The organism is Ruminococcoides intestinale (genome assembly GCF_040095935.1).
In the GTDB taxonomy this organism is placed as follows: domain Bacteria; phylum Bacillota; class Clostridia; order Oscillospirales; family Acutalibacteraceae; genus Ruminococcoides; species Ruminococcoides intestinale.
On the sequence record NZ_JBBMFQ010000003.1, the window covers coordinates 96,692 to 111,550 of the forward strand.

Annotated in this window: 11 protein-coding genes; 7 read left to right on the plus strand and 4 right to left on the minus strand. The window is 43.3% G+C overall.

Features of this window, described 5'->3' with window-relative positions:
• Positions 1–20: 20 nt before the first annotated feature.
• Entirely contained in the window at positions 21–1,076 is a 1,056-nt protein-coding gene (locus WMO31_RS06505) for a hypothetical protein (protein WP_367999411.1), read from the minus strand.
• 301 nt (positions 1,077–1,377) lie between these two features.
• Here WMO31_RS06505 and WMO31_RS06510 point away from each other — a divergent pair, with 301 nt between their 5' ends.
• Together WMO31_RS06510 and WMO31_RS06515 are read left to right on the plus strand one after the other, a co-directional pair.
• Positions 1,378–2,085: a Crp/Fnr family transcriptional regulator gene (locus tag WMO31_RS06510; RefSeq protein ID WP_101070181.1), complete on the plus strand. Its 708-nt coding sequence runs from the start codon at positions 1,378–1,380 to the stop codon at positions 2,083–2,085.
• A 67-nt stretch (positions 2,086–2,152) separates the two neighbouring features.
• Positions 2,153–2,716: a manganese efflux pump MntP gene (locus WMO31_RS06515; protein ID WP_101070182.1), complete on the plus strand. Its 564-nt coding sequence runs from the start codon at positions 2,153–2,155 to the stop codon at positions 2,714–2,716.
• 171 nt (positions 2,717–2,887) lie between these two features.
• On the opposite strand, the gene WMO31_RS06520 is transcribed toward WMO31_RS06515, so the two are convergent.
• Complete coding sequence (locus WMO31_RS06520) at positions 2,888–3,841, minus strand: L-lactate dehydrogenase (protein WP_015522884.1); 954 nt, start codon at positions 3,839–3,841, stop codon at positions 2,888–2,890.
• A 534-nt stretch (positions 3,842–4,375) separates the two neighbouring features.
• On the opposite strand from WMO31_RS06520, the gene WMO31_RS06525 reads away from it, so the two are divergent.
• From WMO31_RS06525 to WMO31_RS06540, 4 genes are all read left to right on the plus strand, one after another.
• Positions 4,376–5,218, plus strand: a complete 843-nt coding sequence (locus WMO31_RS06525) for a sulfide/dihydroorotate dehydrogenase-like FAD/NAD-binding protein (protein WP_015522883.1) — start codon at positions 4,376–4,378, stop codon at positions 5,216–5,218.
• 2 nt (positions 5,219–5,220) lie between these two features.
• Positions 5,221–6,615 carry an NADPH-dependent glutamate synthase gene (gene gltA / locus WMO31_RS06530; protein ID WP_367999412.1) on the plus strand — a complete coding sequence of 465 codons (1,395 nt, stop codon included), beginning with the start codon at positions 5,221–5,223 and terminating at the stop codon, positions 6,613–6,615.
• Positions 6,616–7,104: 489 nt separating this feature from the next.
• Positions 7,105–8,460 (plus strand): Trk system potassium transporter TrkA, encoded by a 1,356-nt coding sequence (gene trkA, locus WMO31_RS06535; RefSeq protein ID WP_021883221.1) that lies wholly within the window; start codon positions 7,105–7,107, stop codon positions 8,458–8,460.
• Positions 8,461–8,470: 10 nt separating this feature from the next.
• Positions 8,471–9,916: a TrkH family potassium uptake protein gene (locus tag WMO31_RS06540; protein ID WP_367999413.1), complete on the plus strand. Its 1,446-nt coding sequence runs from the start codon at positions 8,471–8,473 to the stop codon at positions 9,914–9,916.
• A gap of 178 nt (positions 9,917–10,094) precedes the next feature.
• On the opposite strand, the gene spoIIP is transcribed toward WMO31_RS06540, so the two are convergent.
• Together spoIIP and gpr are read right to left on the minus strand one after the other, a co-directional pair.
• A complete protein-coding gene (spoIIP, locus tag WMO31_RS06545) occupies positions 10,095–11,192 on the minus strand; it encodes a stage II sporulation protein P (RefSeq protein ID WP_367999414.1) in 1,098 nt (365 codons plus the stop codon).
• Positions 11,193–11,285: 93 nt separating this feature from the next.
• On the minus strand, positions 11,286–12,161 hold the full coding sequence (gene gpr / locus WMO31_RS06550; RefSeq protein ID WP_046433046.1) for a GPR endopeptidase: 876 nt from the start codon (positions 12,159–12,161) through the stop codon (positions 11,286–11,288).
• Positions 12,162–12,477: 316 nt separating this feature from the next.
• Between gpr and WMO31_RS06555 the strand changes: the two genes are divergently transcribed.
• Complete coding sequence (locus WMO31_RS06555) at positions 12,478–14,130, plus strand: lectin like domain-containing protein (RefSeq protein ID WP_367999415.1); 1,653 nt, start codon at positions 12,478–12,480, stop codon at positions 14,128–14,130.
• Positions 14,131–14,859 lie beyond the last annotated feature (729 nt).

Below are 14,859 nucleotides of genomic sequence, written 5' to 3' on the forward strand. Positions count from 1 at the left end.
TTTTTATACCTCCGTTATTTTTATATTTTGTAAATCAAAGAAAAGTTTACCTGCTCATCAGCGACGAAATTATAAGCCTGTTTATTGAGCGGAGTAAACTGCAACCAAGCTGATTTATTTACATTTCCTCTGAACATACCGCCGTTTTTGCTTATGCCGATATCATGAACAATCACATCCGATTTGTTTGGAAACGGCATATTGAGCAAAGATATTGCAGATGTTCCGCCTAAAGTTGTTGCGTTCATAATGACGGTGACATTTACAATAACGATATCGCCAATTTTTTCATAAAGGCAAGTTGCAGATTTTATTTTATCAATCAGAGTAGAGTATGGAGTAAGAGTAGCTGTACCAAGTTCGATATTTGACGAATCGTATTTTGAGCCGATGCTCATATCCATACGGGCTAATCTTTCATTAAGGGGTTTGTTGTCAGCTTTTGCGTTAAGCAGAATGTCAACCTCATCCGATGAGTAGCTGTCGGCACTATCCCAGTAGTTGTCGGTAAGATACTTGATACTCGGATAATTTTGAGTATAGTCGGTAATCTGAGAGGAATCACTTACCTTGTTTGAGTTGTCCTCTTTTTTTGTAATGTCGGACTGTTCAATTAACTTTTTGGTTTTGTCAATTTCAGTCCGACAAAGCTTTGTTTCGTCAAGAAGCTTTTGCGTTTCTTCACGAAGCTTCAGCGTTTCGGAGTTCGGATTAAGGTACTCTTTGTCCTCAATCGGAATACTCTCGTCTGCATAAAGCGTGACGATCTGAGTTTGGAAAACATAGCCGTTTTCGCCTCTGCCTTCAAGCTGAAGTTCAAAATAGCCGTGCATGAAAATGTCGTTTTTTCTGACCTTCCACACAAGTTTTGTGCCTGTTTCATCAATTGCGGTGCTGTCGGGAATTACCGAATTTACACTGCCGTCGGCAAAACGCAGATGAATGAAGTAGTCAACCGTAATGTCGCACATTCCCCGAATTAAAAATTCCTGTGTTTCGGCAAGATTTTCACCCGTGATGCCGACGCAGTTTGCGCCGTCAAAAGTTTTTGGTTTTCGTTTGTCATAGATAATCATTGTTACACCTCCACTTAAAGAGGCAAAAACACGAAAAAATGCATTGTTTTATGCAATTTTCAGAAAAATTTTTGAAATTTTTTTAATTTCCCGTCACAAAGGGGAAACGGTTGCAATTGCAATGTTTTGTGATATAATCTAATTTGAATAATTTGAACGAATTGACTTAAACAGAAGAGAAGAAAAACGGTTTGTTCCGTGACGATTAAGAGGACGGAATTGTGTGCCGATGTACAAATTACGGCTTTTTCTGTTGCAAACCGTTTGAACGAAGGGGGACGGCAACACGCCGTGATATAAAATGAGAAAATATGTAGAAGTTTTTACTCGTGATCATTTGCCAAAGCTGAGGGATCAGTTGTTGTTTTCGGGATTGACGGATCACGAAATTTTTATGTTCATACAATATGCAAAACCGTACTATCTGTCGCTGAACCGTGGCGAAACGGCAAGGGTTGAAAACAAGTTCAGCCATATGACGGGACTTGTGTTTTCGGGAACTGCATACCTTTATTCTGTGGACTACAACGGCAACAAAAGTCTGCTCAAAACAATTCGCAGCGGCGAGTCAAGCGGAACGCTTTACGCAATGTTTGATTACTACAATACGCTTGTTGAGATTATGGCAGGAGAGGATTGCGAAATCCTTTTTATTCCGCCGGAGCCGATGTTTATAACCGAGGATTCGCTTGCTTCGATTCAGCAGAAAATCCTCGTCAATATGCTTGCGTCACAAAGACAGGTGTTTTTGCAGATTTCGGAACACCTTGCCTGTCTTTCAAAGCGAAGTATCAAGGGCAAATTTATGCACCTTCTTCAAATCTATTGCAGGCGTGAGCGTAGCTGTGAGGTTGATCTGCCGTTCTCCCGTGACGAGCTTGCAAACTATCTTGCGGTTGACAGAGCGTCACTTTCAAGAGCACTCGGTGAACTGAAAAAAGCAGGAATTATTGAATTTAAAAAGAGCCATTTCAAACTGATTGAAACAGCTGAATATCATTTTGATTAAATAACGGTCGGCAAACGGTGTTCTGTTTCCTTTCACCGCCGACTAAAATATAACGGAGGATAATATTATGAGTTTTGTGGAATTACTGCTGTTCGGCATCGGCTTGTCTATGGATGCATTTGCGGTTTCAATTTGCAAGGGGCTCTCCGTGCGTAAGTTAAGACCTAAACACGCAATTACTGTCGGATTGTGGTTTGGCGGATTTCAGGCGCTTATGCCGCTTATCGGTTATCTTCTCGGAAAGCAGTTTGAGTGGCTCATCACAAGCATTGACCATTGGATTGCATTCATCCTGCTTGCACTTATCGGTGCAAATATGATAAGAGAAGCTTTCGGTGAGGAAGAACAGCTTGACGATTCGTTTTCGGTCAAGACAATGCTGCCCCTTGCCGTTGCAACAAGTATTGACGCCCTTGCGGTAGGCGTTTCGTTTGCGTGTATTGATGTTGATATCGTACCTGCAATCGCAATTATAGGCACAACAACATTCATACTTTCGGCTGTCGGCATCAAAATAGGCAATGTATTCGGTGCAAAGTATAAGTCAAAAGCAGAATTTTTAGGCGGTGCAGTATTGATTTTGCTTGGACTCAAGATTTTGCTTGAAGATTTAGGGCTTTTGCCGTTCTGACGAATTTCAAATTGAAAGTTGACGGCGAGCCGCCGTTACCAATTCGAGAAGATAGTATAATATAGAAATCGCATCAGATGCCCGAAAAAGCTCTGATGCGATTTTTTATATAAAAGTCGTTGCTGTTTCGTAGGGCGGGTAATATCCGCCACTACAGACAATACAGGGTTTTTATAATTTCAATTTTTTAAAGTTGTCATTCAGAATTGTGCAGGAGTTATCTAACTTTTGCAATTCCTGTTCGGTTAATTTAAGTTCCAAAATGCGTTTTGCACCGTTTGCGCTTACTATGCACGGGTTGCCGATGAACACATCTTTCTTGCCCCCGTATTCGCCACGCAGACGAACCGATACTGTCAGAACGCTGTTTTCATCTTGAAGAATTGCACGGACGATACGAACGATTGACATACCGATGCCGTAGTAGGTTGCTCCCTTTGCCTCAATGATTTTGTGGGCGGCACAACGCACATCATCGCTTATCTGCTCAAGCTCCTCCATATAGTACGATTTTGGGTTATCACGCATGACATCCTTTAGCGGTTTGGCGGCAAGGAGTGCTTGACTCCACGGAACAAATTCGCTGTCTCCGTGTTCGCCGATTACATATGCGTGAATGTTGCGTGGATCAACCTCAAAATATTCGCCGAGAAGATATCTGAGCCGTGCCGTGTCAAGTGTAGTTCCCGTGCCGATGATTTTTGACGCATTGAATCCAGAAAGTTCATAGGTCACCCGTGTCATAATGTCAACGGGATTTGTCGCAACGAGGAAAATTCCCTCAAAACCGCTTTGCACAACCTTTGGCACAATTGAAGAAAATACAACTGCGTTTTTCTGCAAAAGCTGAAGCCTGCTTTCGGTGGGCTTTTGATTTGCACCTGCGCAGATTACAACAATGTCGGCGTCGGCACATTCACCGTAACCTCCGCAACGGATTTTCATGCTTGAATGCGAAAATGCAAGCCCGTGGTTCAAATCCATTGCCTCACCCTCGGCACGCTTTTCGTTGAGGTCAATCATAATGAGCTCATCACACACATTTTGATTGAGTGCCGCATAGGCAAAGCTCATTCCGACCATTCCCGTTCCCACAAGTACAACCTTTCTTTTGTTTCCCGACATATGACCGTCCCTTTCATTTGTATTCTTTTTTTAGGGTTTTCATATGTGCAAAAATTATTCTTTGGTTTAAAAAATTGATTGAATTGTGCTTTTTGGGGGGTTGTGAAAAAAATAACGGCAGAATCGGCTGTTTGTTTGGTGAAATGGCAAAGATTATATGTAAAAATCATCAAAATTCACTTGAAACGCAGATATAATTGTGCTAAAATTAATTCGACAAGGTGTTCGGAATACATTAGGCATATTCCGATTTTTATTTTATAGGAAAATATCAATTGCGAGATTCTTGTTTTTGAAAACTGTCAAATTTTGCCGAGTTGTGCTTTAGCATAAAATCCTTGCAAGGCTACGCTCGGGCATTAAAAGTTTTTGAAAAGCAAGACTGTCTGCACGAATAGGGTGCGAGGCACTCGCTTTTCAGAATGTACAGGTGCTTGCAGAGTTACGTTCGGGCATTAAAAGTTTTTGAAAAGTAAGACTGTCTGCACGAATAGGGTGCGAGGCACTCGCAGAAAGGAAAAGAGGTAAAAGAGAATGTACAAGATAGTTAAGAAAAAATCTCTGAATCCAACCGTTACACTTATGGAAATTGACGCTCCGCTTATTGCCAAAAAGGCAGAGCCCGGACAGTTCATCATTCTCCGTGTTGACGAGAACGGTGAGCGTATTCCGCTTACGGTTGCAGGCTATGACAGAGAGGCCGGCACAGTTCGTATTATCTTCCAGATTGTCGGTGCAACAACAGAAAAGCTCAATCACCTTAACGAAGGCGATTATATTCACGATTTTGTAGGCCCTCTCGGTGTTCCCACACATACAGACGGTCTTAAAAAGGTTTGCGTTGTAGGCGGCGGCGTTGGCTGTGCAATTGCACTTCCGGTTGCCGAAAAGCTCCACGAAATCGGCTGTGAGGTTCACTCAATTGTCGGCTTCAGAAACAAGGATCTTGTTATTCTTGAAGATGAATTCAAGGCTTGCTCAGACAAGTTCATTCTTATGACAGATGACGGTTCATACGGTCAAAAGGGCGTTGTTACAGCTCCTCTCGAAGAGATGATTAAGGCAGGCGAGGACTATGACCTCGTTATTACAATCGGTCCGCTTATCATGATGAAGTTTGTTGTTAAAACAACAAAGCCTTACAATATTCCCACAACAGTTTCCATGAACCCGATTATGATTGACGGCACAGGTATGTGCGGCGGCTGTCGTCTTACAGTTGACGGACAGACAAAGTTTGCCTGTGTTGACGGCCCCGACTTTGACGGCTTTAAGGTTGATTTTGACGAGGCTATGAAGCGTGGCGCAATGTACAAGCCGTTTGAGCGTCATGCACACGAAGAAACATGTAATCTGTTCAAGAAGGAGGTTGAGTAATCATGCCAAATATGTCACCAAAAAAGGCTCATATGCCATCACAGGATCCTAATGTAAGAAATAAAAACTTTCTTGAGGTAGCAACAGGCTACACGGAAGAAGTTGCAATTGAGGAGGCTCAGCGTTGCCTTAACTGTAAGCACAGACCTTGCGTAAACGGTTGTCCCGTACATATCGCAATCCCCGATTTTATCAAAGAGGTTGCTCAGGGCAACTTTGCAGGCGCTTATGATGTAATTTCGCAGTCAAGCTCACTTCCTGCTGTTTGCGGTCGTGTTTGTCCGCAGGAGTCACAGTGTGAGTCAAAGTGCGTAAGAGGCATCAAGACTGAGCCTGTCGGAATCGGCAGACTTGAGAGATTTGTTGCCGACTGGCACAACGCTCAGACAGATGTTAAGGTAAATAAGCCTGAGTCAAACGGTCACAAGGTTGCTATCGTCGGTTCAGGTCCTGCAGGCCTTACCTGTGCAGGCGACCTTGCAAAGAAGGGTTACGATGTAACAGTATTTGAGGCTCTTCACCTTGCAGGCGGTGTTCTCGTTTACGGTATCCCTGAGTTCAGACTTCCAAAGTCAATCGTTCAGAAGGAAGTTGACACACTTAAAGAGCTCGGTGTTAAGGTTGAAACAAATATGGTTATTGGCAGAGTTCTCTCAATTGACGAGCTTATGGACGATTACGGCTTTGAGTCAGTATTTATCGGTTCGGGCGCAGGTCTTCCGAGATTTATGAATATCCCCGGTGAGAACCTTTGCGGTGTTTACTCGGCAAATGAGTTCCTCACAAGAACAAACCTTATGAAGGCTTATAAGGATGACAGCACAACTCCGATTATGCACGCAAAGAAGGTTGCAGTTGTCGGCGGCGGTAATGTTGCAATGGATGCCGCTCGTTGTGCAAAGCGTCTTGGCGCAGAAGAGGTTTATATTGTTTACAGAAGAAGCGAAGAAGAGCTTCCTGCCCGTAAGGAAGAAGTTGAGCATGCCAAGGAAGAGGGAATTATCTTCAAGCTCCTCAATAACCCTGTTGAAATTCTCGGCAACGAAGATGAGTTCGTAACGGGTATGAAGTGCATTAAAATGGAACTCGGCGAGCCTGACGCAAGCGGCAGAAGAAGACCTGTTGAAATCCCCGGCAGTGAGTTCGTTCTTGATGTTGACGCTGTTGTTATTTCAATCGGTACATCACCTAACCCGCTTATCAAGGCTACAACAAAGGGACTTGACACTCAGAAGTGGGGCGGTATCATCGCTGACGAAAACGGTCTTACATCCCGTGAGGGCGTATATGCAGGCGGTGACGCTGTAACAGGCGCTGCAACGGTTATCCTCGCAATGGGTGCAGGCAAAACAGCCGCAGCCGCTATTGACGAATACATCCGGAACAAAAATAAGTAATTTTTGTTCTGAATTGAAAATGGAAAATTAAAAATGTAAAATTAAGGTCGGCGGTGTGCCACCGCTGTCTATTCGAGAAGATAGTTAGATAAAGAGATTGCATCAGATGCCCGAGAAAGGCTCTGATGCAATTTTTGTTATATAAAATGATATGTTGAGAAACAATGTATTGTGTTAGCTCGCACCGATTTTACAATCGTTGCGATTGGCGAACGAGGTTCGCCACTACAAATGAATACATAACATTATAATTTGTGCATGCGGTCATAATTTAATGCTCGACAAAATATGTTGCGGTCGTTATTTTTGGGTACAGAACCTCGGCTCTTCTGTTTTGCACAATAAATTAAATTTGTATATAGCTGGATTCTTTCTATTTTGGTATTGATTTTAGTATAAAATAGGTGTATTATGACTTTGATATGCGGACGGGTGAATTTTTTCAGTGGTCCGCACCTTGTTTTTAAATATTGGTTAAGAGGAAAATTTATGAGGATTATAATTGTTGGATGCGGAAAGGTTGGCTCTTCGATAGCGTCGGAGCTTAATTTGGAGGGACATGAAATATCCGTAGTCGATATTAACCACGGTGCAGTCGATAAACTTGCAAATTCGCTTGATGTTCTCGGCATAGAGGGAAACGGTGCAACATATGATGTGCTTATTGAGGCAGGCGCAGAGTATGCCGATTTGCTTATTGCCGCAACTGCAAGGGATGAAATCAATCTGTATTCGTGTCTTATGGCTAAGGCGGCAGGCGTTACCCACACAATTGCAAGAGTGCGTAATCCCGAATACACAAACGACCTTTACAGAATCAAAGAGCATCTCGGTCTTTCTATGGCAATCAATCCCGAACAGACCGCTGCTAATGAAATCAGTCGTCTGTTAAGATTTTCGGGTGCGCTTGAAATTGATTCGTTCTCAAAGGGCGTTGTTGAGCTTATCAAGGTAACTGTACCGCAGAATTCGTCAATTGTCGGAACTGCTTTGAGCAGAGTTGACAACCTCAGAGGTAAGGTGAGAATCTGTACGGTTGAGAGAGGGGATGAGATGTTCATTCCTAACGGTGATTTTGTTATTAACGGCGGTGACAGGATTTCTGTTGTTGCAAAGCCCGAAATTGCCGCAAAATTCTTTAAGCGTATCAGTATTGCAATCGGCAGAAGTAAGGATGTTATCCTTCTCGGCGGCGGCAAGGTTTCGTTCTACCTTGCAAAGACGCTTATTAAATCCGGTGCGAATGTCAAAATTATCGAGAAAAATCCCGAACGCTGCAACTTTCTTTCGGAGGCTATACCTGGGGCTGTTATAATTCAGGGCGATTGCATGGATCAGTCGCTGTTGCTTTCGGAGGGTGTTGAACACGCTGACGGCATTGCCGCTCTTATGGATTATGACGAAGAAAATATTATCATAACGATGTACCTAAAGGGCATTACAAAGGCAAAATTGATTACTAAGGTAAATAATGCGTCATTTGATCCGCTTTTGCATGATCAGAATTTTGAATGTATTATTCATCCAAAGAGCCTTACAGGCGAATATATTGCAAGATATATCAGAGCAATGCAGAATACGGGCGACAGCAATGTTGAATCGCTTTACCGCCTTAACGACGACAAGGTTGAGGCTCTTGAATTCAAGGTTAATGCGGAATCAAGGGTTACGAATGTTCCGATTATGAGCCTTAATCTGAAGGCTAATCTTCAGATTATCTGCATTAACAGAGGCGGAAAAATTATTCTTCCGCAAGGTACGGATGTGATTAAACCTGAGGACACGGTAATTGTGCTTACCATGCAAAAAGGTCTTAGCAAGCTTGAAGATATTGTAAAGCGTTGAGGGGAGCGTAATGAATAAACGATTAATTGTGTATATCCTCGGCTGGGTTCTTATTGTCGAGGGTGCGGCTATGCAGATTGCAACCGTTACTTCATTTATATACGGCGAACACGAGGGACTTTATTTTCTTGGAGTAGGTGCTTTGTCGGCACTTTTGGGCTTGCTTGCCGTAAAAGTAAAAAAGCCAAAAAATCCCGTGCTTTATCAGAAGGCAGGCTTTGCGGCTACTGCGTTAAGCTGGATTCTTATGTCTTTTGTAGGATGTTTTCCGTTCTGGCTGAGCGGTGAGATTCCGAGTTTTATTGACGCTTTTTACGAAACCGTGTCGGGCTTTACAACAACAGGTTCAACTATACTTACCGATGTTGAGGCATTGAGCCATGGAATGCTTATGTGGCGAAGCTTTCTCCATTGGTTGGGCGGTATGGGCGTAATCGTGTTCTTGCTTGCGATTATCCCGAGGCTCGGCGGTCAGCAGAATATTTTCCTTATGAAAGCCGAGAGCCCCGGTCCGATTGTGGGCAAGGCTGTTCCGAAAATGAGAAATTACGCAATGCTGCTCTACGGAATTTATTTCGGCTTGACTGCACTTGAATTTATATTTCTGATTGTAGGCAAAATGCCTGTTTTTGACGCACTTAACATAAGCTTTGCAACGGCAGGTACGGGCGGTTTCGGTGTTACCAACGCAGGTATTGCGTCATACAGCAACTATCTGCAAACGGTTATTGCGATTTTTATGATGCTGTTCGGAATTAACTTTTCCGTGTATATCCTCATTCTTGCGAAGAAGTTTAAGCAGGCTTTCCGCATTCAGGAGCTGTGGGTTTATTTCGGAATTATCGTGCTGTCAACAGCCTTGATTGCGTTTAACATCAGGTCACTTTATCCGAGTGCATATGATGCGGTTCACCAGAGCTTTTTCTATGTTTCGTCAATTATCACGACAACAGGTTTTGGTTTGACGGATGTCAATAACTGGCCTGAATTTTCAAAAACCGTGATTATGATTATCACATTTATCGGTGCAATGGCAGGCAGTACAGGCGGCGGTTTTAAGGTTTCAAGAGTTATTTTGCTATTTAAGGAAACACGAAAGGAGTTTTCACTCCTCGTTCATCCGAGAAATGTTAAGACCGTTAAAATGGACGGCAAGGCGATTGACCACAACGTTATGAGGTCAACTTCAATTTTCCTTGTGCTGTACATTGGAATCTTTGCGTTAAGCTGGCTTGTGCTTTCGCTTGATCAGACGGATTTTGTGACGAATTTCACGGCTGTTGCCGCAAATATCAACAACACAGGTCCGGGTCTTGGAATGGTTGGCCCTGTCGGCAACTATTCGGAATTCAGTATTTTGTCAAAAATTATTTTGATTTTCGATATGTTAGCAGGCAGACTCGAATTGTTCCCGTTGATGTTGCTGTTCGCCCCGTCAGCGTGGAAAAAGTCGTAAGTAAATTGAAAAGATTATAATAAAGATCGGGAAGACAGTTTGCAAAATGCAAAACAATGTCTTCCCGACTGTTTTTTATATGTGGAATTGTGCGAATAATTACAATACTACGCTCGGGCATAATATGTTTTTTGATATTTACGAACTGTCTTCACGAACTGGGAAAGACGGCTCGTCGTTAATTTAAAAGCACATCGGCAATTGCGTTGCCTAACAGACTGCCCGAGTAGGTTGCCTCGTCAATGGAATTTGATTCTGTGCCGACTTCTATTAACAGCGAACCGTTGCATACATATTCATTGTATGCAAAGTAGTCAAAATTCAGCGGTCTGGTCATATCGGGGTAGAGGGATTCGGCTTTGTCCTGGATTTTCAGGGCAAAGTTTAAATTTTCCTCCCAGCAGTCAAAACCCCGTTCACCGTCTGTGTCACATCCCGCAAGAATCATAATCTGCGCACCCTTTTTGCCGTTGTATGTAAACACGGGCTTAACCTTGTTTTCGTCCGTTCCGATTGCATCACGGTGCAGGTCGATAACAACCTTGATATCGGGATATTTTTCAAGATTTTTATACACTGTGTCAACACTTCGGTCATACGAACCGTTGTAGGATTCATCGTGAATTGTCGTGTCATGAACCGTTTTTATTCCACGCTTGTTGAGCTGTTCGGTGAGTGCATCTCCGACTGCCACAACATTGAAATCGTTGTTGTTTGTGCGTGAATAAAAGCTGTCATAGAAAAAGTCAACATCTTCGTCAAGATATGCCTCGCTTGTGTGGGTGTGGTAGATAAGAACCTGCGGTGAGTTTATGCCCTTGTCAATTGAAAACGGCAGTTTTGCCGAAAGAAGTCCGTCAAAGTCAAGCGACAGTCCCGTTTTGTTTTTGACAAAGCAGTTGTCAACCTGAGTTCCCGTGTCGCCTATGGTGCGTTCCTCAACTGTGTATTTGTTCTCGCCGTCATGGTTGCCGTAGGAATCGTAATAGGTGCTTTTGTCACGCTTGTGATTTTTTGGGACTGTGGGTTCTGTGTCGGCTGATTCTGTGGGCTTTTGGTCGGAAGCTGTGGGCTTTTCCGCCTTTGAATTTTCAAGCTTGTATTCTCCGTTTGTGAGAGTAAAAGCGGCAGCGGCAAGTGCCGCAGGATTCTGTGATTCAAAGCAGAGAGGCAGTCTGTATATAACGCTTAAAACAGCCGTTGTCAACAGTACAACGGCTGTGCTTGTTTTTAAGGCTTTTTTCAGTTTCTTTTTTGATGTTCCTTCACTTTTCACAAAATCACCTGCAATCCGTACATATGTTGGCTATCGGTTTCTGCAATAAATATATGCTATGCCGTAGGTGAATATGTGTAAATATGCGTGGATTTACATCAACGAGATGAGGTCGGGCAAATCAAATTCATTTTGCAGCGCTCCGTTGAGTGCAAAGGCTATGAGCCTTGAGGCTCTTTCCGTGAGCAGGTCAATTTCTCTCGGAATGACTACAAGCTGTCTGCCCTGCGGCATAAGCATTTTCTGCGTTTTTCGGTTGCAGTCATTGCCGAGAATGTCAACCGCAAGTGTTTGTGCGTCAACAACGGTCGGCACTCCGATTGCAATAACAGGAACTCCGATTGTTTCCTTTGTGATTTTGGTTCGGTGGTTGCCCACCCCCGCACCGGGTGAGATTCCCGTGTCGCTTATCTGAAGTGTACAGCCGAGCCTTTCGGTTCTGCGTGAGGCGAGTGCGTCAATTGCAACAACGGCTGTCGGTCTTATCCGCCGTACAATGCTGAGAATGTATTCGCCTGTTTCAATGCCCGTCTGTCCCGTGACTCCCGTCTGCATTACGGCAACGGGGCGAAGTCGGTCAAGTCCCGTTGAACGGGCAATTTCTCCGCCTATGTGACGGGTGGCAAGCACTCGTCGGCTTGTTTTCGGTCCGAGTGAGTCGGGAGTGATTTCCATGTTGCCGAGTCCTGCAACAAGCACAAGTCCGTTTACGGGCAACAGCCGTTTGATTTCATTGCCGACGGTTTCAAGCCGTTTGTCGGTTTCGGTAAAATTGTCGGTCAGTGACGGCAACTCAATTGTAATGTATGTGCCGATTTCCTTGCCGAGTGCCTGTCTTGCCTTTTGGTTCTTTACAATCAGCCGTGAAATTTCAAGACCGTTTTCACTGTATTTTTTGAATTCAATACCGCCTGTGTTTTCTCCTGCAATTTCTCTTGCCTCAATTGCAAGGTCGGTTCTGAACTGCAAAATAATCCCCCGTTTCGCAAATTTGTTTGTATATTGTTATTATTGTGCAATTTTATATTATGTATTCTATTTACAAGACTATTTTGTTTTGTTATAATTCAATCATAGATTATTTCTGTCACAATTTCCGCTCCTTGCAAGCAAAGCGGAAATTGTTCAGATTTAAATTTTTTGTTATAAAGCTAAGCAAAATTAAATTCTTTGTTATAAAGCAAAGCGGAAACTGCTCAGATTTAAATTCTTTATTATGAAGAAAAAGAGACAAATTATAATTCTAAAACAAACACACAACTTTACATTATATACAGGTGATTTTATGAACAAAAAATTTGCTGAAAAATTTACCGCAGTGGTTTCTGCGGTGTGTATGATTTCGGTAGGCATTGCAAGCGTAAATGCGGCTGAAATTGATGACGGTTTTGAGTCGGTCACAAAGAATGCACAATCTTCGGATTCGTCTTTTCCGTCTGCATATTCCGCAATCGGCTATTCGCTTGTTGACGAAAACGGACTTCCGAGTAATTTCAGCTCAAAAAAACTCGGCTTTGTAACACCTATCAAGGCTCAGCAGTATAACGATTGTTGGGCGGTTGCAGGCACAGAAGGCTTTGAAACAAAGCTTTTGAAGCTTGGCTATCCCGTTACCGAGATGTCACATGACCACGCAAACGCAAGTTCCACAACCCAGACAAACGGTAAGGGCTGGCAGAGAAAATACTGTGACGGCGGATTTACAAATATTTATCCCGGCTATCTCACCTCATGGCAGGGCGGTGCAGAGATTGCCGATGTCGGTAAGATTGATTTTTCAAAAAATATTCACGGCGATGATATGACAGCCGACAAGACTAAATACGGCACAACAAAACTGCGTTATCTTGACGGCGTTGATTCAAACGAAATCAAGCAGGCAATTATCGACAACGGCTCGGTGACAGCGTCATATGCCACATCAAACAAGTGCTTTAACAATGCAGGCACAACCTACTTTATGCCGCAGTCGTATGACGGCGACTATATCGGCCATACAATCAGCATTGTGGGTTGGAACGATAATCTCAGCAGGTACAGATTTTCTAACGGAACAGGTGTGTTACCGCAGAACAACGGAGCATGGCTTGTGCGCAACAGCTGGGGCGATAACAACACAATGGGCGGTTATTTCTGGCTTTCATATGAGGATAAGTACATTTTCGGCGAAAAGTATTCCCCGAATTTCACAATTGACGAGGTGACGGAGATTACCGACGATATGACATTGTTGCAGGATGAACGCTACGGTGCTACATACAGCTTTAATTATGTTGACAGCAACGACATTACATTCATCAATTGCTTTGATTTTGGCGAAAACAGCCGTACACTTGATAAGGTGCTTTTTGAAACAAAGAGCAACGGTGCGGATTATGAGATTTACTACATTCCCGTAAGAGACGGTGTTCCCTCAAATGATGAGAGCGAATGGAAGTCTGTTGCATCGGGCAAGGTTGCATACAGCGGTTATCAGTCTGTTGATGCAAACGGATTTGTTGCACCGCTCGGAAGAGGTGCAGTCGGTGTGAGAATCAAGACAAATTCAGAGGAATCAAGTCAGCTTGGTGTAGGCGAATGGCTTACAAGTGCAACGAAAATGACATTCCTCAATGATTCATCTTATGGCGACAGCTACATTAAATATAACGGCACAACATGTGAACTGCTCGACTGGTACAAAACCGAGAGAGATGATATGCTCGGCGGTACATTTGTTATCAAAGCTGTTACACTCAAAAATGATAAGATTTTGAACGGCGATGTTGACCTTGACGGAGATATTGCCGTTAAGGACGCAACCCTTGTTCAGAAGTATATAGTAAAGCTTGAACAGCTTGACAACACACAGCTTTGCAATGCCGATTGTGACGGTGACGGAGATATCACGGTTGCCGATGCCACGAAAATTCAGAAAATAGTTGTGGGAATTAATTAAAATTGAAAATGAACGGCGAGCCACCGTTCTCGGTGCGTGAATACAGTCGTTTCAAGGCGAGAGCGTAGATGCCCGAGCGGAAGTTTTTTTAAATTGAAAGTTGAAAATGGAAAATTGAAAATTGCGGTCGGGCAGACAGTTTGCAAAATGCAAATCATTGTCTCCCGACTGTTTTTTGTATATATAGAAGTTGCGTTTAAATGTAGGGGCGAACTGTGTATGCCTGCAAGTAATGGTACAAATTATATGTTAAAACAAATTTTATAAATGTCACAAACCCGTAGGGGCGGTCATCGGCCGCCCGCCTTGATGAATGTTTATACATATATTTTTGATGTGATGAAAATTGTGTATTCAATTTTGCACGCAATGCGTGCAATCGTGTGCAATGCACACGAACGGGAGAACACGGTTCTCCCCTACAAAATAGCAGTAACTTTTTGCTTGACAAATCACCCGAACAAATGTACTATATTAGAAGAGCCGAGGTTCGGAGCCTTAAAATAACGACCGGCGAGGAGTAAGCCGAGGAAATCACGGAAGTGATTGGAGCGGATTAGACGAGTGAGAGTTATTTTTGGAAACAGTACAGAACAACGAGGCTTGACATCAAGAAGAGCCGAGGTTCTGTACCCAAAAATAACGACCGGCGAGGAGTAAGCCGAGGAAATCACGCAAGTGATTGGAACGGATTAGACGAGTGAGAGTTATTTTTGGAAACAGTACAGA

Bases quoted from the DNA above. Each gene is read 5' to 3' on its own strand.
- WMO31_RS06510 (WP_101070181.1), top strand. From the start codon at position 1,378: ATGAGAAAATATGTAGAAGTTTTTACTCGTGATCATTTGCCAAAGCTG.
- WMO31_RS06515 (WP_101070182.1), top strand. From the start codon at position 2,153: ATGAGTTTTGTGGAATTACTGCTGTTCGGCATCGGCTTGTCTATGGAT.
- WMO31_RS06525 (WP_015522883.1), top strand. From the start codon at position 4,376: ATGTACAAGATAGTTAAGAAAAAATCTCTGAATCCAACCGTTACACTT.
- WMO31_RS06505 (WP_367999411.1), bottom strand. From the start codon at position 1,076: ATGATTATCTATGACAAACGAAAACCAAAAACTTTTGACGGCGCAAAC.
- WMO31_RS06540 (WP_367999413.1), top strand. From the start codon at position 8,471: ATGAATAAACGATTAATTGTGTATATCCTCGGCTGGGTTCTTATTGTC.
- WMO31_RS06520 (WP_015522884.1), bottom strand. From the start codon at position 3,841: ATGTCGGGAAACAAAAGAAAGGTTGTACTTGTGGGAACGGGAATGGTC.
- trkA (WP_021883221.1), top strand. From the start codon at position 7,105: ATGAGGATTATAATTGTTGGATGCGGAAAGGTTGGCTCTTCGATAGCG.
- gltA (WP_367999412.1), top strand. From the start codon at position 5,221: ATGCCAAATATGTCACCAAAAAAGGCTCATATGCCATCACAGGATCCT.
- WMO31_RS06555 (WP_367999415.1), top strand. From the start codon at position 12,478: ATGAACAAAAAATTTGCTGAAAAATTTACCGCAGTGGTTTCTGCGGTG.